This is a genomic window from Paenibacillus sp. GXUN7292 (assembly GCF_050864975.1).
Lineage (GTDB): Bacteria > Bacillota > Bacilli > Paenibacillales > Paenibacillaceae > Pristimantibacillus.
The window spans coordinates 91830-111066 of sequence record NZ_JBOZWO010000011.1; the positions used below are offsets into that span (position 1 = coordinate 91830).

15 protein-coding genes are annotated in these 19237 nt (G+C 44.6%); 8 read left to right on the top strand and 7 right to left on the bottom strand.

The features are described from left to right. Positions 1 to 361: 361 nt before the first annotated feature. Positions 362 to 1120 carry a GNAT family N-acetyltransferase gene (locus ACRRU2_RS11685; protein ID WP_331700576.1) on the bottom strand — a complete coding sequence of 253 codons (759 nt, stop codon included), beginning with the start codon at positions 1118 to 1120 and terminating at the stop codon, positions 362 to 364. 166 nt (positions 1121 to 1286) lie between these two features. Here ACRRU2_RS11685 and ACRRU2_RS11690 point away from each other — a divergent pair, with 166 nt between their 5' ends. Then, the gene (locus ACRRU2_RS11690) at positions 1287 to 1910 is read left to right on the top strand and encodes an NUDIX hydrolase (protein WP_432501735.1); all 624 of its coding nucleotides are present in this window, start codon (positions 1287 to 1289) and stop codon (positions 1908 to 1910) included. 100 nt (positions 1911 to 2010) lie between these two features. On the opposite strand, the gene ACRRU2_RS11695 is transcribed toward ACRRU2_RS11690, so the two are convergent. After that, positions 2011 to 2490, bottom strand: coding sequence for a GAF domain-containing protein (locus ACRRU2_RS11695; protein ID WP_331700578.1), 480 nt, complete (start codon positions 2488 to 2490; stop codon positions 2011 to 2013). A 175-nt stretch (positions 2491 to 2665) separates the two neighbouring features. On the opposite strand from ACRRU2_RS11695, the gene ACRRU2_RS11700 reads away from it, so the two are divergent. Beyond that, positions 2666 to 3391 carry a cysteine hydrolase gene (locus tag ACRRU2_RS11700; protein ID WP_331700579.1) on the top strand — a complete coding sequence of 242 codons (726 nt, stop codon included), beginning with the start codon at positions 2666 to 2668 and terminating at the stop codon, positions 3389 to 3391. Positions 3392 to 3518: 127 nt separating this feature from the next. On the opposite strand, the gene ACRRU2_RS11705 is transcribed toward ACRRU2_RS11700, so the two are convergent. The 4 genes from ACRRU2_RS11705 to ACRRU2_RS11720 all read right to left on the bottom strand — a co-directional run bounded on the left by ACRRU2_RS11705 (position 3519) and on the right by ACRRU2_RS11720 (position 7494). Beyond that, the gene (locus ACRRU2_RS11705) at positions 3519 to 4679 is read right to left on the bottom strand and encodes a benzoate/H(+) symporter BenE family transporter (protein WP_432501738.1); all 1161 of its coding nucleotides are present in this window, start codon (positions 4677 to 4679) and stop codon (positions 3519 to 3521) included. Between the two features lie 227 nt (positions 4680 to 4906). Further along, a complete protein-coding gene (locus tag ACRRU2_RS11710) occupies positions 4907 to 5749 on the bottom strand; it encodes a WYL domain-containing protein (RefSeq protein ID WP_432501740.1) in 843 nt (280 codons plus the stop codon). Beyond that, positions 5724 to 7046: a helix-turn-helix transcriptional regulator gene (locus ACRRU2_RS11715; RefSeq protein WP_432501742.1), complete on the bottom strand. Its 1323-nt coding sequence runs from the start codon at positions 7044 to 7046 to the stop codon at positions 5724 to 5726. Before ACRRU2_RS11715 ends, ACRRU2_RS11710 begins: the two co-directional genes overlap by 26 nt. Beyond that, positions 7027 to 7494, bottom strand: coding sequence for a GNAT family N-acetyltransferase (locus ACRRU2_RS11720; RefSeq protein WP_432501744.1), 468 nt, complete (start codon positions 7492 to 7494; stop codon positions 7027 to 7029). The genes ACRRU2_RS11715 and ACRRU2_RS11720 overlap by 20 nt, the downstream gene beginning before the upstream one ends. A 204-nt stretch (positions 7495 to 7698) precedes the next feature. On the opposite strand from ACRRU2_RS11720, the gene ACRRU2_RS11725 reads away from it, so the two are divergent. The 4 genes from ACRRU2_RS11725 (at position 7699) to ACRRU2_RS11740 (ending at position 14451) form a co-directional block, all read left to right on the top strand. Then, complete coding sequence (locus tag ACRRU2_RS11725) at positions 7699 to 8481, top strand: nucleotidyltransferase domain-containing protein (protein WP_432501746.1); 783 nt, start codon at positions 7699 to 7701, stop codon at positions 8479 to 8481. A 7-nt stretch (positions 8482 to 8488) separates the two neighbouring features. Further along, on the top strand, positions 8489 to 9715 hold the full coding sequence (locus ACRRU2_RS11730; RefSeq protein ID WP_432501748.1) for an RtcB family protein: 1227 nt from the start codon (positions 8489 to 8491) through the stop codon (positions 9713 to 9715). 292 nt (positions 9716 to 10007) lie between these two features. Further along, positions 10008 to 12767: an EAL domain-containing protein gene (locus ACRRU2_RS11735; RefSeq protein ID WP_331700585.1), complete on the top strand. Its 2760-nt coding sequence runs from the start codon at positions 10008 to 10010 to the stop codon at positions 12765 to 12767. A gap of 25 nt (positions 12768 to 12792) precedes the next feature. Beyond that, positions 12793 to 14451: a thiamine pyrophosphate-binding protein gene (locus ACRRU2_RS11740; RefSeq protein WP_432501751.1), complete on the top strand. Its 1659-nt coding sequence runs from the start codon at positions 12793 to 12795 to the stop codon at positions 14449 to 14451. 659 nt (positions 14452 to 15110) lie between these two features. On the opposite strand, the gene ACRRU2_RS11745 is transcribed toward ACRRU2_RS11740, so the two are convergent. After that, positions 15111 to 15740 carry a hypothetical protein gene (locus tag ACRRU2_RS11745; RefSeq protein ID WP_432501753.1) on the bottom strand — a complete coding sequence of 210 codons (630 nt, stop codon included), beginning with the start codon at positions 15738 to 15740 and terminating at the stop codon, positions 15111 to 15113. Between the two features lie 556 nt (positions 15741 to 16296). Here ACRRU2_RS11745 and ACRRU2_RS11750 point away from each other — a divergent pair. Together ACRRU2_RS11750 and ACRRU2_RS11755 are read left to right on the top strand one after the other, a co-directional pair. Next, a complete protein-coding gene (locus ACRRU2_RS11750) occupies positions 16297 to 17082 on the top strand; it encodes a tyrosine-protein phosphatase (protein WP_331700588.1) in 786 nt (261 codons plus the stop codon). A 72-nt stretch (positions 17083 to 17154) separates the two neighbouring features. After that, on the top strand, positions 17155 to 19233 hold the full coding sequence (locus ACRRU2_RS11755) for an S-layer homology domain-containing protein (protein WP_432501755.1): 2079 nt from the start codon (positions 17155 to 17157) through the stop codon (positions 19231 to 19233). The last annotated feature ends 4 nt before the right edge of the window (positions 19234 to 19237 follow it).

A 19237-nucleotide genomic window follows, 5' to 3' on the forward strand; every position in this document is an offset into this window, starting at 1 on the left:
TAACTGTATCTCCTCAGGCCGTTGAAAAACGCTAACGGAACTTAGGAGGGAGTCGATTAATTGTGGGCAACTATTAAAAAGCAATAAAGAAAGGGGAAACGGAGAGCAAGAATGGGAATGGAGAAGCGTCAGCGTCCGCCTTTGTAGGCCAATTTTATCCTTAACAGGGTTTATTTATTAAAAAAATTGGACTACAACAGCGGTCGGAATCCCAATCTTGATCGCAGTGGCACCCCTTTTTATTGCCTAAATAGAGCTTCTCAGTTCCGTTACAATTCTAAACTATAACGTGAAGAATGTTATCGAGAGTTTACGATTCAATGGTGTGAGGATAATGAAATTGTCTTTGAATAAGTTTGGGCTAAGCCTCAAAATCGTTTGAAGTGTCCTTCACCCGATACCAATACTGATATATTTCTTTGTAGCCAAGCTTGGCGTACAATCTAAGCGCAGGTGCATTATTGGCAACGACCGCAAGGTAGCTGTCTGTAGCACCGTTTTTTATTCCCCAATGCAGCAGATGAAGAATCATTTGTTCGGCAAAGCCTCTATTTCGAAACGCTACATTTGTAACAATATCGTATAAGCCTATATAGTTTCTTTCGATAATCCCAAGACCGCAAGCGGCTGTTTGCCCCTCGTGAAAGAATGTAATAAATGCTTTTTTCGTTTTAATATTGGACAGCATGCGTGTCATCGTCGTTTTTTTGTCAGGGTTGATTTGATTGAATAGACAGAAGGAATCGAGCCACTCCAGACCAAGCTGCTCATCTATTTTCATGGTATGCATTTGCGGCTGAATGATGCTGTCCAGCTTCATCGTTTGTACACTAGTCGTATCGATGCGTAAATAGCCCGCCTGTTCAAGCAGACAGTCTAAGCTGCCGGGTTGCACAAAAGGTGTAATTTTATAAGTAGTCTGCAGCTGATTTTCCTTGTATATCTGCTCGCAGCAGGCTATTTTTTGTTGTATATCCAGGCTTGAATGGTAAATGGGATTAATGGAATTGGCTCGCTTCGTATAGCCGTCTGCAAAACGCAGTATCCAGCCGTCATACAGTAAGGTAGATAGGGGCGGCCAGTTATTTAACGATAGCTCTTCAATAAATTTGTTGTGCATCGTTCTTCTCCTTGCATAGATATAAGTTATACTGAATAAATATACAAAATAATTAATAAATATTCAATAGGTGAACCGGCAGCTTGAACAACATTTGCCCAAATGTATTATACTGATTGTGAATCATACTTAGAAAAGGCAGCACATACGGGTGGGAGGAAGCAAAGTGGAGGAAGAGCAATTTACAATTTTTGATCATGAAATGAAGCCGATTGGAGTCGCAGCCAGAAGCGAGGTGCACAAGCAGGGCTATTGGCATGAAACGTTTCAATGCTGGTTCGTCTCGCGTGAGGAAGATGAACATTATATATACCTGCAAATTCGCAGTGCTGATAAAAAGGATTACCCTTCGCTTTATGATATTACGGCAGCTGGACATCTATTATCCGATGAAACCGTGGAGGACGGAATAAGAGAAATAAAGGAAGAGATCGGAATCGATGTCAAGTTTGATGAGCTCAAGTCTTTAGGCATTATGAAATATGCGATTGAAAATAATAAAATAATCGACAGGGAATTTGCCCATGTTTTCTTGTATCAATCCAATCGCAGTTTTGAGGATTTTACTCTGCAAACAGAAGAAGTTGCAGGTATGCTGAAGGCAAAGCTAAGTGATTTTAGCGGGCTGTGGAGAAAGAATAGGGCCAACATTGAGATCGAAGGCTATGAGCTGAATGAAAGCGGGAAGAAACAATTTTTTCGCAAAATAGTAAGCAGAGAGCACTTTGTGCCCCATAGCGAGCAGTATTATATGGACGTGATTGAAGCTATCTATCGTTATTTAGATTAGATTGCTGAGACAGAAAGAAAGATCGGAGCCACGTGCCCAATCTTTCTAAACTGTCCGTAAACGGGAGTGAGTAGTGTCGCTTTCGCTTTGCCGAGTGCAATTACAAGAAGCGAACCAGAGCTTCAACGAATTTTTCCAAATAAAGCTGATCCACTTCGTCGAACCGGTTTAAGCTTGGGCTGTCAATATCAAGCACGCCAAGCAGCTCACCTTCTTTTAGAAGAGGAATAACGATTTCAGAGTTGGATGCAGCATCGCATGCGATATGGCCTGGAAATTGGTGAACATCCTCGACGCGCACCGTTACTCTTTTTTGTGCCGATGTACCGCATACGCCTCTTCCAATCGGAATTCTTACACATGCCGGCAAGCCCTGGAATGGGCCGAGCACTAAACCTTCCTCATCCAGCAAATAAAACCCGACCCAGTTAATATCCTGCAGGAATTGGCCCAGCAATGCTGAAGCGTTTGCCAAATTCGCAACTTGGTTCGTTTCTCCCTCGAGAAGTGCAGCTAATTGCTTAATCAAAAGACTGTATTTTTCTTCGCGTGTACCTTCATAAGCAGTCGTTTGGAACATTGGCGATTCCCCCATACTTTTCTACTAAACTAATCCTACTTGATTACTATGATTTAGTCAATCGCAAGTCCGTGCGAATAAAATATTTTTGTTTATAATTCATACTTTACTTATAGGAATTATATGTTTATTATAAAACATAATTACTGGAAATCACTTTGAAGGAGGAGTTAAATTGGCAAACAACCATTTGGATGTAAGGAATATTGGAGGAATACACGCTATTCCTGAGCTGGCGCCGCAATGGAAAAAGCTTGATCTCGCTGAAATATTGAAGCGGCCTGCAGCATTTGTATCCGTTAGCCAGAACAAGTCGCTCTATGAGCCTTGGGGCGTGCAGGGGCATGAAAATCACCGTGAGAGAGGGAGCTTGCCAGCAACCATTAAAGTTGTTGAGGCTGCCCGCCAATTTGACAACTTCGTATCGTTTAACTGGATTGGCTATTGTGTATTTCGCGAGGATTATCCGCAATCTATTTTTGATAAAGTGCAGTATGAGACATGGGTGGAGAAAGTGAATTTCACAGAGGAGCAGAAGAAGGAGGATGCCGAGCTGGTGGATGAGCTGCGCGCATTGGTGCGGCCAGGTGATTTGGAGTTTAATGAGCTTGCCCTGCAAACCGCTTTTGTCGGTACTCAGCTTCCGCTTGAGCTGGCTAGAAAACGGGTAGAAGTAATTGTGTTTACTGGCATTCACCTTGACTGGTGCATCGAGGGAAATGTGCGCTCAGCGCGTGACAATGGGTATTTGCCAATTGTCATTGGCGACGCCACAGGCTGCGTGAAGCCGGAGCAGGAGGCGGCGGCTATGGAACGCATTAACAATTTCTTTGCACCGGTTATTTCAGCGGACACCTTTGTTCAGCTGCTTGGAGCTCCAGCGGCGGTTGGAGCGAGGTAGATAGATAAGGAAAAACAGCCCTGCCTTTTTTGAAGGAGGGCTGTTTTTCTATACGCAAAATGAGCAATTAACAGGATTATTTTTGCTATACAGTGTTTCTCTCGGGATTTTATTTAAACTTACAATATTACACAGACCTTACCTTTTCATTGCCTTCTTTCAGCAGCTTGGCTGCCAATGCCCCGATCAGCAAGGACCATACAGCGGATGAAATGCCAAAGAAGGAAACATTCGCAATAGAAATGACAAAGGCAAACAAGACGGAGTATTTGAATTGCGTCTCCTTGAATGCCGACTGCAGGCTGCCCAGCAAGACGCCAACAAGTGAAAAGCCGGTCAATAAGGCGATGAAATAGCCAGGGAGCATCTGGATAAGAACGATTAGTTTCCATGAGAATAAGCCAAATAAAATAACGAGGACACTCGAAACGATAGCGGCTTTATAGCGCTGCGACTTTTCTCCAGCTTCCTCACTGCTGCAAAGAGCAGTCATCATTCCTCCAATATTTAGCGCTTGTCCCCCAAAAAAACTTGCCATTACCGTTCCGATTCCAGAAGCAACTATTGTTTTATTAGCTGGCGGATCAAAACCGTTCTTCTTTAGCGCTGCCAGGGCTACAGCTAGATCATTGCTGATGACCAGTATAGCGAGCGGCAGTGCCAGCGAAAGAAGATTCGCAGCGGAAAACTGCGGCACTACAAATTGCGGCAAGCTGAACGGAATAGGTACGGCTTCAGGAAACCTGTACACAATAAATAAGCCAATCAGACCAAATACGAGCACACCGAGCAGCGGCGGCAGCGCTTTGGATAGTCTAGGAGTAAGGAAGAAACCGAGAATTGCGAGTCCTGCCACCAATGGCGATTGCTGAAATACCGGTACAATATCAACGACGTAATGCAGGATTAAGCCGGCAAGCATAGCATCGATCAGCGGTCTTGGAATAAGCTCGAGCAGCTTATTGAATATACCGGTCAAGCCCAGCACGGCAATGATAGCGCCTGCCATCAGATAGCTGCCGACTAGCTCGGGTAAGCTTACCTGCATAGCGCTCGTACTCAAAAATGCAGCAGCCGTTATAGAGTGTGCTCCGGCAAATGGGATTTTAAAGTGCAGAGTGAGCCATAAATTCAGCCCTCCTCCAAAAACATAAACAATAAACAGCCAAGAAACGAGTGCTGCAGTCGTTAACTCTAATCGCTGCGCAGCTGTAATTACCATCATCGCTCCGCCTGTACATGCCATAAGTGCAGATAAGATTCCAGCGGAAGTGTTTTGTGCGTTCATTTGTGCATTCCTTCTATTCTTTAGGTACTTAAAGATGACAGAGGTTCCGTTATTTCGTCAAAAACGGCGATTTTGGGCATGGAAGTTGACACACGTTCCGCTATTACCCCGAAATACCCCGAAAACAAGGAGAATCAAGCGAGTTAGCGGAACGTGTGTCCTCTAAGATTAAAATAAGGACATTTTTCAGCGAATAACGGAATGAGTGTCCAGTTGCCAATCTCTGCTCATTCTTGAAAGTCGCCCGGCTCCGATATTACGCCGTATCGCTCCAAAGCTTTGCTTGTCGTCTCTAGCATCCGCCGTTTCAAATAACCGCCGTTGATAACCCGCACACGCTTGCCCAGAAAACGCAGCTTGGACAGCAAGTATTCCTGCTCTCTTTCCATCAAGCATATGGTAACGCTGTAGACGTCAGTTTCTTCGTTATAATCTACGGTTTTTTCGAAGCTGGACAGGGCATAGAGAATGCGCGACAGCTCTCTATTATACATGGGCAGCACTTCGATGCGCACTTCTCTTTTTCGTGAATCTAGCAATCTTTCTATTTTTGCCAGAATACGTTGTGCCTCGGACGGCTCCAGCTGCTCTTCTTCGATGGCGGCTAATTTACTCAGCCTAGTGCTCATCATCGTTTTTCGTTTCAAATGGTACCAAAGCAAGTACCACTCCTTCTTCACCATGGAATATTCCAGCTTGTAGGGCAGGGCCGGATGCTCCTCGGCTGGATTAACAGGAGCCGCGTGATCGCGAACGTTGCCTGTGAACGTTAGACGTATTTTGTTATGCTGCATAATATGCCGCCGCAGCTCGCGGATAAGCGGATGATAAAGCTGTTTTTCTTTGCTGCGCGCTTTCTCGATCAAGTGGGAAGAGAGGTTCAGAGCAGTGTCCTGCTCGACAATTGTGCGCAGCTTTGCCAGGGTATCTTCCGTAAAAGCAGCGACAGCGGAAGGGTGGTCCAGCATCGTTTTGAGCCATGCTCTTTCTTGCGAGGTCGTCATGAACGTGCCTGAATCGTCCAAGCGCGAAATAATTTGATAGTTAAAGATCTTCTCGAACAGATTCATAATATGACGCGATCTCCTTCCATTCAGCAATCAGTTCCTGACGCAAAAAGAGCGGCTCCAGCACCTCGCAGCTTGATCCGAAGCTGCGCAGCCACGGCTTGATCTCAGTCGTGCCATTCACCGTGATCTCATAAATAAAGGAGCTCTCATCCTCGGAATGAATATGTCCCCATTGTCCCTGGAGCAGGACCCGTTCCTTTATGAAATTATTACCAGAGCCTTTCGGATGAAAAAAACGCGCGCGTACTGTAACTGGGCGGCCAGTATCAATCAGCCAGCTGTTTGTCATACGCTGCTCCAGCTCTATCGATTTTTGTTCAAATGGCAACTGCCCAACCGCGTCCTCTACCTCCAGCTGCGTAATGCCTTCCAAACGATATTTGCGAATCCCAATTTTGCTGTTGGACAACAAATACCAGCGGCCATACTGGTGGTCATAGACAACCTTAAGCGGAAGCGTCGTGACGTGCTGCCCTGCATGCTCGCGTTCAAAGAGGGGATTCGTATTTTTAGAGGAGTAGCTTTTTTCAGACTTTGGCGAAAAGTATAAAAAGCTCACTTTGCAGCGCTGTTCGATGGCGCTAATGAGCGTGAATAAATGTGCTTCGTCCAATATGCGGGAATTGTAGTGATATTTATATAAAAATGGCTCTGCAGCCGCACTGCCGGACTGCCTGCGCAGAAGCTGTTTTTTGAGACTGTCGCGCAGCAAATAGCCTTGCACAGAAGGAACCTGCGTATTGGCCATGATGTCTACGAAATCGAACAGCTCGACCAGCTCCTCGTCAGACAAGCCAGCAGCGAGGTCGTTCTGCAATCGGTAACGGAAAGGGCGCGCAGTATGTTCCTTTTTTATAACGCCTACCTCCTCCAAATATTTCAGATCGGCGCGAATCGTTTTCTCATCCGGCATGGGAAGATAGGAGGGCAGGCTTGCACTGCATATTTCCAGCAGCTCTTTGGCAGTCAGCGCCTGTCCGTCCATCGCTTCGAGCAGCAAGGAAATACGCTCGCTCTCCGTTTCCTTGACAGATTTGGCGCGAAATAAAAACAACAGAATCGGATCGCTGGACTCATAGTAGCTGAATTGGATAGCGTCAGACAGCTGCTTGCGCTGCTCCTCAGGCAGATGCTGATACACGCCATTCAAAATTTCTTTTAGCCGGCGCTGCGTCTTATCGAAGGTATGAACAGATATGCCAAGACGCTCGGCAAACTGCTGCCTGTTGAATGCGCCGCTTGTCAGAACGAGCATGCGCAGAAATTGAATTTCTTTATCAAAACCTTCCTTCGCCACTTGCATCCCTCATTTTCTTCATCCTGACATGCAAAATGCCGGCGTCGAGGAAGGTTTCCTCCGACACGGCGGCATAACCCAGCTTACGGTAAAATGACTCGGCCGATAGCTGCGCATCCAGGATGATAGCACTAAAGTTCTGCTCGCTAATATCCTTTTCCATCAGCTCAATCAGCTGCCGCCCTAAGCCATGTCCGCGATAAGAGGACAGCACGGCAATTCTTTGCAGCTTGGCCGTATGCTCATCGTACATGCGATAGCGCCCTGCTGCGACTGGCTTGCTGCCGTCGAGCAATAGAAAATGCCTGCAGGCATCCCAGGTTGAATCAAATTCATCGACCTCAAGCTCCACAGGAACCTGCTGCTCTTTGACGAATACTTCCATTCTAACTGCAAGGCACTGCTTAAGCTGCTCATCGGACGTTACTATAATTTCTTGTATATGCATAGGTCAACCACTCCTTAATGCCGATAACCTTCTATTCTATCTATTTCTGAAATTGTAACATAATCGCGCTATGGCAACCAATTGGTATGATCTTCTGCAATGCGGCTAATAGGACAGCTGTAAATTATTCGTCGCCATACTTTTACCATGTTCTTATGGGGAATAATAAGCGAAGATAGGTTTAGTTGGGAAGGGGGCATCAAGATGAAACAGACTATAGTAGAAGAGCTGAAAAGGATTGAACGGCAGGAGCAGGTTCAGATCGTCTATGCATGCGAATCTGGCAGCAGGGCGTGGGGTTTCCCGTCTCAGGATAGCGATTACGATGTAAGATTCATATACGTGCGTCCAGCAGAGTGGTATTTATCTGTTTTTGACAAGCGGGATGTCATCGAAAGACCGATCAGTGATAGGCTGGATATCAACGGCTGGGATTTAAAAAAAGCGCTGCGCTTGTTCCGCAAGTCGAATCCGCCGCTGTTGGAATGGCTGCAGTCTCCTATCTGCTACATGGAGCATACGCCGGTCACGGAGAAAATTCGCGAGCTGACAGCAAAAGCATTTTCGCCAAAAGCTTGCATGTATCATTATTTGCATATGGCAAAAGGGAATTACCGCGAGTATTTGCAGGGTGAGCAGGTTAAAATCAAAAAGTATTTTTACGTGCTGCGTCCTATATTGGCTTGCGCATGGATTGAACGCTATCATTCGATGCCTCCTATAGCATTTGAGGAGCTGGTTGATTCCATCGTACCGCAGAGCAGCGAGCTTAAAGCGGTTATTATTGATTTGCTGGCCCGCAAGCGGGCAGGCGAGGAATTGGATGTTGCGCCAAGGATTAACGTCATTAATACTTATTTGGATAAACAAATTGATTATTATGAACAGCTGGCTTCTAGCATGGAGAGCTCAGAGGGCGTAGTGGACAAACAACTGGATGAATTGTTTCAGTATGCTTTATATGATAAAAGGGAATTAGGGAGTTGAAGGAGTAATGGCTTATCAAACGATAAATGGTGTTCGCGTATGGGGGAATCCGGATGAAGGAGCGCTTTCCCAAGCGATTACGTGTTCAAACACAGGCAAGGTTATGCAGACGCTGCTTATGGCAGATCACCATAAAGGGTACAGTCAACCGATTGGCGGCGTAGTTGTATATGAGGGGCAAATATCGCCTTCCGGGGTCGGCTATGATATTGCCTGCGGCAATAAAGCGGTGCGAACGAATTTGTATGCCAAGGATGTAAAGCCAGGCCTGTCTAAAATTATGGATAAAATTGCACGAAATATTTCCTTTGGCGTAGGACGTGTCAATAGTAAAAAGGTAGATCATGCGTTGTTCGATGATCCGGACTGGTCCGTTTACGCGGCTATCGGCACGCAGGAGCATGACAAACTGAAAAGCCTGGCACGGGACCAGCTGGGCACAGTCGGCAGCGGTAATCATTACGTTGATATATTTGAGGAGGCTGCTACGGGACGGATTTGGATCGGCAATCATTTTGGCAGCCGCGGCTTCGGTCATAAAACGGCAAGCGGATTTATTAATTTGGCTGCTGGCAGGGCGTTTCTTGCAAACGCGCCTGGAGAGAAAATGGATCAGCCGCCTGTTTTGCTGAATATAGACAGTGAGCTTGGCGATATGTATTATCGCGCCATGAAGCTGGCAGGACGGTACGCTTATGCAGGACGCGACTATGTCATCGAAGAAGTGTTAGCTATTCTTGGCGCTGAAGCAGACATGGAGGTGCATAATCATCACAACTATGCCTGGAAGGAGACGCATAACGGAATAGAAACGGTAGTCGTCCGCAAAGGAGCAACTCCATCAGCACCAGGCCAGCTTGGGTTTATTGGGGGCAGCATGGGGGATATTTCTGTCATTGTAAAAGGGAAGGACACAGCGGAAAATCGTGAAGCCTATTACAGTACCGTTCACGGGGCTGGACGCATTATGAGCCGGACCCAGGCAGCGGGCAAAATGAATTGGAAAAAGCGGACACGCAGCGGCGGACAAATTTCTACAGCGCAAATGCTGGAGGCTGTGCGGAATTTTGGCGTAGAGCTGCGCGGAGCGGGAACCGATGAAAGCCCTTTTGTCTATCGCAAGCTGCAGCAGGTGCTGGATGCGCATGCCGAAACGATCGAGGTATTGCATGTGCTGAGGCCGATCGGCGTATGCATGGCAGGCGCTGATGAGTTCGATCCTTATAAAGATTAGGCGGTTTCAGCCATTTCTAGCATTTTTTTTATTAAAAACTGCTCACAAGCCTATTTTAGGCTTGTTTTTTTGTCATTCTTTTCACAGAATAATAGTAGGGAATAAAAAACTTGCCAGAGTAAGAGGAAATTTAATCAAGGCGTAGAAATTTGTAGAATATCGTTATCACATTGACAGCAGGATGTTTGCAGATTACAAGGGCGGACAAGCTTTTAAGCGCTTACTCTTGTAATTATTCTTGAAGGGCAGCGGAAGCCGATATCCCTGTCGGTTTAAAATTGGAGGGGTGATAATGTTAAAAGAACAGATGAGATATTCTCGGCTTGCGAATTTGACAAAGTTAATAAACTCGAGGCTGGAGCTGAGAGAAGTGTTGGAGCATGTTACTGCTGCCATTTCAGAAGAGATTGTGCAGTGCGATTCGGTCGGTATTTACTTGCCCCAGGAGGATGGCACGTTAAGAGGCTATGTTGGTAAGCCGGAAACCATTAATGGCTGGACGCTGGACATGCATATTGTAGATACAGATGTAGATTTGCTGGCAAAAGAAGTGATCGAGACAAAAAAAACGATCTACATACCAGACACCTCCAGAGATAGTCGACCTGACCCGCGCGCCATCGAAGGCTTCAAAATCAAATCGCTGCTTGCTCTTCCCATTTCCATTGATCAGGAATTTTTTGGCCTTGTATTTTTATTTGATTACGGCATCCCTATGAATCTGACAGAGTCTGAAATCCAGACTGTTGAGGCTTATGTCAACATGGCGGCGGTGGCGATTCATAACGCTAATATTTTGACGCATAAAGAAAATTTGCTAGCAGAAAAGCAGCTTCTTCTAGACGTCATCGGTGATTTGGCAAGATGCTCTACGATGCAGGAGGGGATAGACAAGTGCTTCTTTTATTTGGGGAAGGTGCTGAATAACAGCAATATCGGCATTCATCTGCTTGATCCTATTGCCGAAAAGAAGATTAAACCTGCAAAATTGAGCAAAGACAGCGACTGGACAGAGGAAGACTGGATCAAGACGCATAGCATGAACACTATTGATGAAAGCAATGATCACGTCTTGCGGGAGGTCGTTAGAACAAAGAAGGCGGTGCTTATTCCGGATGTGTTTAAGGATAACAGGCCGAATCATGAGCTTTGCCGCAACTTTGGCATTAAAGGGATTTTAATGCTGCCGCTGCTTTCAATGGGGGATCCGCTTGGCGTAATTGCAGTCGCCAATTTTGAAGAAGGAGATTTCGTATATTCGCCGGCCGTTATCCAGCTTGCACAGTCTATTGTAGACGCTACGGCATCCACATTATCGAATTTGCTCTATTTGGAAAAGCAGGAAAGCATCATTCAAGAAAGAACATCGGAAATTATGGTTAAAAATAATGAGCTGGAATGGGTCATTACAGAATTGCAGCAGCTAAGCCGCGAGAAGGAGCTTATTCTTAACTCGGCGGGCGAAGGGATTTTTGGCCTGGATTTGAATCGCAATATTACATTTTGCAATCCGGCGGGTGCCGCCATGCTGGGCTATGAGACCAAGAGCGAGCTGATCGGGCAATCGTCCAGCATTATTTTTAATGCGATGGAAGTGGAAAGACAGGAAAACTATTATAAGGAAGAGAGATTTTATCGCAAGGATAAGACTAGCTTCCCAGTAGAATTCGTTATTTCTTTAATAAATGAAGGACAAGAGATAGTAGGTGAGGTAGTTACATTCAAAGATATTACACAAAGAAAACAGATGGAGGAGGAAATTAAGTATCACGCATATTATGACAGCTTAACCGATCTGCCAAACCGGGTATTATTGAAGGACAGATTGAACCAAAGCTTGACCCAGGCGCAAATTAACGAGGAGAAGCTTGCCGTACTGTATTTAGATTTGGATCGCTTTAAGCTCATCAATGACTCGCTAGGACATAGCGTCGGCGATAAACTGCTTCGGGATGTAGCGGCGCGCCTAAGCCTTTGTGTGCCGAAGGGAGCAACCGTATCGCGTCAGGGCGGAGATGAGTTTACAATTGTTTTGCCTAATATTAGAAATGAAATTGAAGTTTTGAAGGTAGTCCAGCTAGTCATTGATTCCTTCTCAGAGCCTTTTCAGCTGCTGGACAATGAGATTTATGTGAAGACGAGTATCGGCATCAGCATATACCCGGAAAATGGCGATACGAGCGAAATGCTTATTAAAAATGCGGATACAGCGATGTATAAATCCAAGGAAATCACGGGCAACAGCTATCATTTCTTTAGCGAAGGAATGGACACGAGAACGTTCGAGACGGTCAAGCTTGAGAATGCGCTGTACAAAGCCTTGGACAGAAACGAGCTCGTGCTGCACTATCAGCCGCAAATCGATTATGCCAACAATCAGATCGTTGGCGTAGAGGCGCTGCTGCGCTGGAACCATCCGCAAAGGGGCATGATCGCGCCAGACCAGTTTATTTCAATTGCAGAAGAGACTGCGCTGATCGTTCCTATAGGCGAGTGGGTGCTGCAGGAAGCATGCAGGCAGCTCAAGGAATGGCAGAATAAAGGCTATGACCAGATCAGCATGTCCGTTAATTTGTCGGTGCGCCAATTTGAGCAGAACAACTTGTTTGCCATGATCAAAAGCGCGCTGGAAGCTGTCGATTTGTCACCGGAATACCTTCATTTGGAGCTGACGGAAAATTTAATTATTAAAAATACCGAAGCGACTCTGAAGACGATGAAGGAACTGAAGAATTTAGGAATTCAAATTGCAATTGACGACTTTGGAACGGGTTATTCATCACTGGGCTATCTAAGAAATATGCCAATCGATACTTTGAAGATCGATAAATCATTTTTGCAGGATATAACAACAGATGACGATAATGCAGCAATTGCAAATATTATTATTACATTGGCTCAAAATTTGAATCTTAGTGTAATTGCCGAAGGTGTTGAAACGAAACAACATGCAGAATTCCTATCTTCAAGAAACTGTTATTTGATGCAGGGCTATTACTTTAGCCGTCCAATGAAGGCGGAAGAAATAGCTGAGAAGTACTTTCAAAAATAATGGTCAAAAGATGGGAGTGTTGAGTGTGAAAGCAGCACGTACGGTATTGGAGTTCCTCAAAACTAATGGGGTAAAGTATATTTTTGGCATTCCAGCAGGGTCTGTAAATGCATTTTTCGATGAGCTGTATGATATGCCGGACATTGAGCCGGTTGTTACGAAGCATGAAGGGGCAGCTACATATATGTCTGCCGCCTATGCCAAATATTCCGGCGGGCTTAGTGTAAGCATCGGCTGCAGCGGTCCGGGCGGCACGAATTTGGTAACGGGTGCGGCCAATGCGATGCGCGAGCATTTGCCTATCTTGTTTTTGACGGGAGCTGTGCCCGTTCAAACGATGGGGCTGAATGCTTCCCAGGAGCTTGATGCGGCTCCAATCTTCAAGCCGGTGACGAAATACAGCGTTATCGTCAAGGATGCCAAGAATTTGCTGGAAGAGGTTGCAAAGGCTTGCGAAATTGCGCTGTCGGGAGTGCCTGGCCCCGTCCATGTGGCGGTGCCGATCGATGTTCAGCATGCCGAGGTTGGCGAGCTGGCTATTCCTGTTCTATCGGGAAGTCAGCCTGTTACACCTGATGCGGATACGATTGCGGCAGCGGCTAAGAGACTTGGCGCACAAGGAAACGGCTGTATACTTGTTGGCCAAGGCGTGCGCGGCTCGGTCGATTTGCTGCTGCAGCTGGCAGAAATGCTCAACTGGCCGATTGTGACGACACCGCAGGCCAAAGGCTATATCCCTGACCAGCATCCGCTGCTGGCCGGCGTATTCGGCTTTGCGGGCCATAAGTCGGCGGCGGATATTATCGCTGACGAACAAAGGGGAACACTTCTTATCGTTGGCTCAAGCCTCGGAGAGACTGCAACGAACAATTATAACGTCAGCCTTACGAAGAATCGTGTAACGATCCAGCTGGACTTTGACCCTACCGTATTTCATCGCAAATATGAAATCGATATTCCGGTTTTAGGCGATATTCATATAAGCCTGTCCTTGCTCATTGAGCAATTGGCGGCACTGGGGTTGTCGCGCAGCTCCTTGGAAGCCTGCCAGGAAACAGCAGCGGCCAGTGCTGTGGCCGAGACCGGTGTGGAAGCAGGCGAATACAATACACAAAACGTACTGCTGCGCCTTCAGCAAATGCTGCCGGCCGAGACGAGATATACAGTTGATATAGGAGAGTTTATGTCCTATGTCATTCAATATATGAAAGTGAAAAGCCACGATTCCTACAGCATCAATGTTCACTTTGGCGCCATGGGCAGCGGTATAGGCTCAGCGATCGGCTCCAAGCTGGCCGAGCCTGGCCGTCCAGTTGTCAGCATTACGGGGGATGGCTGCTTCTTTATGCACGGTATGGAAATCCTTACAGCCAAGGAATACGGACTGCCCATATTATTCGTTGTCATGAATAACGCGCGGCTAGGGATGGTTTATCACGGCCATTCGCTGCAGTTCAAGCGCACCCATCCTTCATTCGAGCAGGAGCCGGTCCATATTGCCGAAATGGCGGAAGCGATGGGCATCCCGAGCTATAGAGTGAATAAGCTGGAGGACTTGAGTGAGGCTGCATTAAGTGAGCTGCTGGCTGCAGATGGCCCGGCAGTTCTGGAAATCGCTTTGGTCGATAATAACACGCCGCCAATGGGAGACCGGGTCAAGTTTTTGTCTTCCTTCGGGAAGTAAACGCGCATGTCCTGAGGATGGAACGGCGGGTGCCGCCGTTTAGCCATGTCATGGAGCGATGGAGCTGCGCGGATTGTAACGCATCCAGGAAGCCTTATTTAGCCGAAAAAGCCACTTTTGAAAATCTAATGAATCTATACGTGGTTATCTGTGTCTAAAGGTACCTAAATCAGTGTATTGTTCACAGATAGCGCTGGCTGGCAGGGTGTCGATTAAATGTGAATAGGGCAATAAGCAATCGAAAGGGGGGGCACTGCGATCAAGATTGGGATTCCTGTGGTAGTCCAATTTTTTTGATGAAATAACCCCTGTAAAGGATAAAATGGGCCTACTAAGGTGGACGCTGCCGCTTCTCCATTCCCAATCTTGCTCTTCGTTCCCCTTTCTTATTGCTTATCAGTAGTTGCCCGCAATGAATCCGGACATAAATGTCCCTTAGCCGGTGAAAATGGGGAGAAAAAATTAGTAACGGACACTAGTGTCCGTTACACGGCCAAAATGGCAATATAAGCGAGAAATTATACTATAAAGGACATTTTTGACCGTTACAAATTCAAAAAGCAGAAAATAGGGCTTTAACGGTCATTTATGACCGCAACAATCTGCATGCCCCTTGTCCTTCATCGGTAAACGCGCCTGTTAAAGGACGGCGAAGCCGTTTATCCTTGTATATGTGAATAAGCCTGACTAATGACAGTCAAAATAGCTTGAATAGTTTGTCCTTTAAATGCGTCGGGTACAGCTTCTCCAGAAGGGCTGAAAAAATAATAGCCCTTGCCTGCCGGATCTTCGCGATATCCCAGCGGGAGTAATTGGTCTATTAAACTTTTCGGAAGCTCATGCAAGCCTGTTTGCTCAGTAAAGTAGTCAGTATGATAAATTTTCACATCCACATCTCCTACCCCCGTATAAACAACAAAAAGATCCTCGTGATGCTGAAGCATCCATTGTCCTTTAGAATACAAAGAGATTCCCGCTTTCTCCAAGGCGGAAAGGGCATCCAGATTAATCCCAAAAAGCTGATTAATAAGCTGGCGAACCTGAGTGCCAGTCATACCGTTGCTGGAATGCGCTAGTGAGGCTTCGATAGCAGCTTGTGGTGTTAGGGAGTGTAAACTTTTCGATGCTATTTGATCGTCAGGCAGCATAGCCATTTCTTCCAAATTAATAGAGAACACACCATTAACTATATTCATAATGTCATGACTATTAAGCGCCGCACAGGAAGCGATGAGCTTGTCCATAGCCTCTATTTTTGTTTCAGCCAATTCATTTACATCATTTGACATATGTATAAAACCCCCATTATAAATAATATTCGCAATAGTTCATGAAATAATTATACTTTATTTATAGTATGAATCGATATTAGCTGCCTGTAACTAATTATATTCATGGTCTAATTTTCCAGTAAAGATAAAGTATAGATGTCGATTTCACGGTATGATAATTTTCGACAAATGACGACAAACTCTTACAAGAAAAGCTATAGCTATAACGTAAATACTGTAGTACAATTATATTTAGATTAGAAACTTTAGGTAAAATTGTAAAGGTGGAAAACAAAAGATAGCTATAAGTGTCGAAATTTAATAGTTACTAGGGGCTAAGATTTGACTTTTATAGACATTTAAAAGTTTAAATAGTAGACCTTAAGAATTATTTTTTTGATGCGACGAGGGTCTTTTTTTGTTTTATAGCATCTTTAAAATTATAAGACTTTATAAGTTTTCACTATAAACTTGTTCTTATAATTCGCCGGTAAACGTGCCTGTCCAAAGGACGGCGGAGCCGTTTATCCTTGGAAATGGTAAAAATGAATCGAATTAGTAGGGAGGATCTGCCTTGCTAGACTTACACTCTCATATTTTAGCGGGAATGGATGATGGTGCGTCCTCTATTGAAGAAGCCGTCCAGATGGCTTTGCAAGCAGAAGCAACAGGAACATCTTTTATTGTAGCAACTCCCCACCACGCCAATGGCGTACATACTAATAAAGCGTCAAAAGTAATCGAGCAAACGATACATATTAATGAAGTTTTGACATCCAGACAAATCCCAGTTATTGTTTTTCCCGGGCAAGAAATACGGGCGTATGAATCTCTAATCGATGATTACCATAAGGGAGAAATTTTAACCCTTGCCGGATCATCTTACATATTAATTGAGATGCCAAGCTCTCATATCCCTTCTTTCATGGAGGAATTAATCCATGAGCTGAAGGTGCTGGGAATTAAACCAATTATTGCACATCCAGAGCGTAATAAGGGAGTAGTAGACGATTACAAGCGGCTCGAAGAGTTAATTGACCTTGGGGCGTATGCGCAAATGACCTCTCACTCTTTGTTAGGCAACTTTGGAAGCAAAGTGGAACAACATGCCTGGTCACTATGTCAAAAAGGACTTATTCATCTTATTGCAAATGATGCTCACAATTGTGAAAGACGCGGATTTTGCTTAGATAAAACTTACCACCTTGTTCAAGAAAAGCTTGGGGAAGAGTGGAGAAGCTACTTTGAGAATAACGCACTTTGTATTCTTGAAGATAAAGAATTTGCTGTGCAGCCAGTTATTACCGCAAAGTCTTCTAATTTATTTCGTAGTTTTACTTCATACTTTTTCAAAAGATAGTCACCAATGCTAGTGACAGACATTCTGTTGAATGAGTAGAAATTAAAAAATATATTTTTGAGGTGAAAGATTATGACGTTTAAAAGAAAAGTTGCAGCAACAACTATTGCAGTCAGTTTGACAATGTCTGCTTTTGCAGGCATTCCACTAAGCACAGAAGGATTAATGGCCAAGTTTGTTTCGAGCCAGGTGGCTTCTGCTGCGGGTGATTTTCCACATGCCCAATTTAAAGCAGATTTAAAGGAATTGTATGATGCTTTGGGAACAGATGGTGTTAACAAAGTTAAAGCACTTCAAAACAAAACGAAGTCGCTAGAGGCAGATAGTAAATGGAGTGATATTTTAGATCCAATTACTTCGAAATTCTCGTTAAGCGCTTCTGAAAAGACACAATTTGAAAGCTTTCTTCTAGATCTAATTACGATTGATTACAACCCATCATCTGATTACGGAATCACTAAACTGGAAGAGCTTCGTCTGCCTAACAAAGATTTGCTTCAAGATATAGCTGATCGCGCAAATAATAGTGTAGGTACATTGGAGCTTGACGATTTTGTGAAGCTATTCCAAACCTTCCAAAGTGACGTGTTTAGTAAATTAGATACACTATCTTTCAGTGAGTTAAATGGTGTACTTGATAATTATTTCAATAATAATCCGAAATTTGAAAAGATGTTTGCTCCAGAAGGATACAATGTTTCTAATCAAGAAATTGTAGATGCACTATTTACTTTTACTATGGAAGCAGGTTTAAGCACTGTTAAAGATGCAGCTGCTGCCCTTAATAAGGCCTACAATAAAATCAAAAATCCAGAAACAGGGAATCCTGGAACAGGTGGTGGCTTCCCAGTTCTTCCAAGTGAGTTGCCAGCGCCAGTACAAAATCTGCTAGATAATCTAGAAAAAGCATTGGAAAAAGCAACAGATGAAGAGAAACAAAAATTGGTTGATTCCTTTATTGCAGATGCAGCCAAAGAAGCAGCTAAGCTAGCTGCAATTGATGCAAAGAACGCTATTAAAACAGAAGACGGCCAAGCTTCCATTTCTTTGGATGAAAAAGAGCTGTTGAAAGCTATTGCGGGTATTAAAGCCCTTGAAGAAAAAGTAAATGAACTGGATGCTGATGCTACAATTTTGCCTACACTTACAATTCAAACAGGCGAAATTGCTGAAGATTCAATTGTTTACAACATTCAAGATGCGGTTATTAAGGCTGCAGCTGCAGCAAACCTTCCTAATCTCGTATTAGAAAGCGGCAAGTTTGCAGTTGAAATTCCACTTCAAGGTACATTTACTGCTGGAATTCGTCTTGAAGTTAATAAACTAGATGTAGATGCTGAAAGTGTTAGTGACTTGAAAGCAGCTTCCCAGCTATATGAACTGAATCTTTACGTTGGTGAGAAGAAAGTAGAAACTTTCTCACATCCATTGATTGTATCAATCCCGCTAGGTGATATTACTGGACTTGATAAAGAATTGCTTTCCTTGGCTAAATTAAATGGCGATCGTCTGGAGTTCTTTGGTGGTCGTGTAAAAGGTGACATTATTGTAGCAGCTCGCGATTCTTTCTCCAAGTATGTAGTACTAGAGAATAAAGTAAGCTTTAACGATATTGCTTCAGTACAAGAATGGGCTGGACGAGCAATTGAAGTTGTAGCAGCTAAAGGTGCTATTGTTGGCAAGCAAGAAGGAGTATTTGCACCAAGAGATAGTGTAACTCGTGCTGAATTTGCAAAAATGCTTGTACATGCTATGAACTTGCTTGACCAATCAGCGACTGAAAGCTTTAATGACGTGAATGATTCAGACTGGTTTAAGCCGTATGTAGCTTCTGCCGTTAAGCTAGGCATTATCAACGGTCGTTCTGCAGATCGCTTTGATCCTAAGGCGACAATCACTCGTGCTGAAATGGCAACAATGATCGCTCGTGCACTTAAAGTAACGGAGAAGATGGAAGATGTAAAAGATCAAGATGCTGTATTGTCCGTATTTAAAGATGCTGCTGCGATCCAGTCTTCCTTGAAAGCCGGTGTTTCTTTTGCGGTTGAGCATGGTATTGTAGTTGGATTTGATGGTAAATTTGCGCCTAACGATAAGTCCACTCGTGCTCAAGCAGCCGTTATGATTCATAGAACTTTGAATGTGAATTAATTAG

Bases quoted from the DNA above. Each gene is read 5' to 3' on its own strand.
- ACRRU2_RS11685 (WP_331700576.1), bottom strand. From the start codon at position 1,120: ATGCACAACAAATTTATTGAAGAGCTATCGTTAAATAACTGGCCGCCC.
- ACRRU2_RS11730 (WP_432501748.1), top strand. From the start codon at position 8,489: ATGGCTTATCAAACGATAAATGGTGTTCGCGTATGGGGGAATCCGGAT.
- ACRRU2_RS11735 (WP_331700585.1), top strand. From the start codon at position 10,008: ATGTTAAAAGAACAGATGAGATATTCTCGGCTTGCGAATTTGACAAAG.
- ACRRU2_RS11745 (WP_432501753.1), bottom strand. From the start codon at position 15,740: ATGTCAAATGATGTAAATGAATTGGCTGAAACAAAAATAGAGGCTATG.
- ACRRU2_RS11710 (WP_432501740.1), bottom strand. From the start codon at position 5,749: ATGAATCTGTTCGAGAAGATCTTTAACTATCAAATTATTTCGCGCTTG.
- ACRRU2_RS11725 (WP_432501746.1), top strand. From the start codon at position 7,699: ATGAAACAGACTATAGTAGAAGAGCTGAAAAGGATTGAACGGCAGGAG.
- ACRRU2_RS11720 (WP_432501744.1), bottom strand. From the start codon at position 7,494: ATGCATATACAAGAAATTATAGTAACGTCCGATGAGCAGCTTAAGCAG.
- ACRRU2_RS11695 (WP_331700578.1), bottom strand. From the start codon at position 2,490: ATGTTCCAAACGACTGCTTATGAAGGTACACGCGAAGAAAAATACAGT.
- ACRRU2_RS11705 (WP_432501738.1), bottom strand. From the start codon at position 4,679: ATGAACGCACAAAACACTTCCGCTGGAATCTTATCTGCACTTATGGCA.
- ACRRU2_RS11755 (WP_432501755.1), top strand. From the start codon at position 17,155: ATGACGTTTAAAAGAAAAGTTGCAGCAACAACTATTGCAGTCAGTTTG.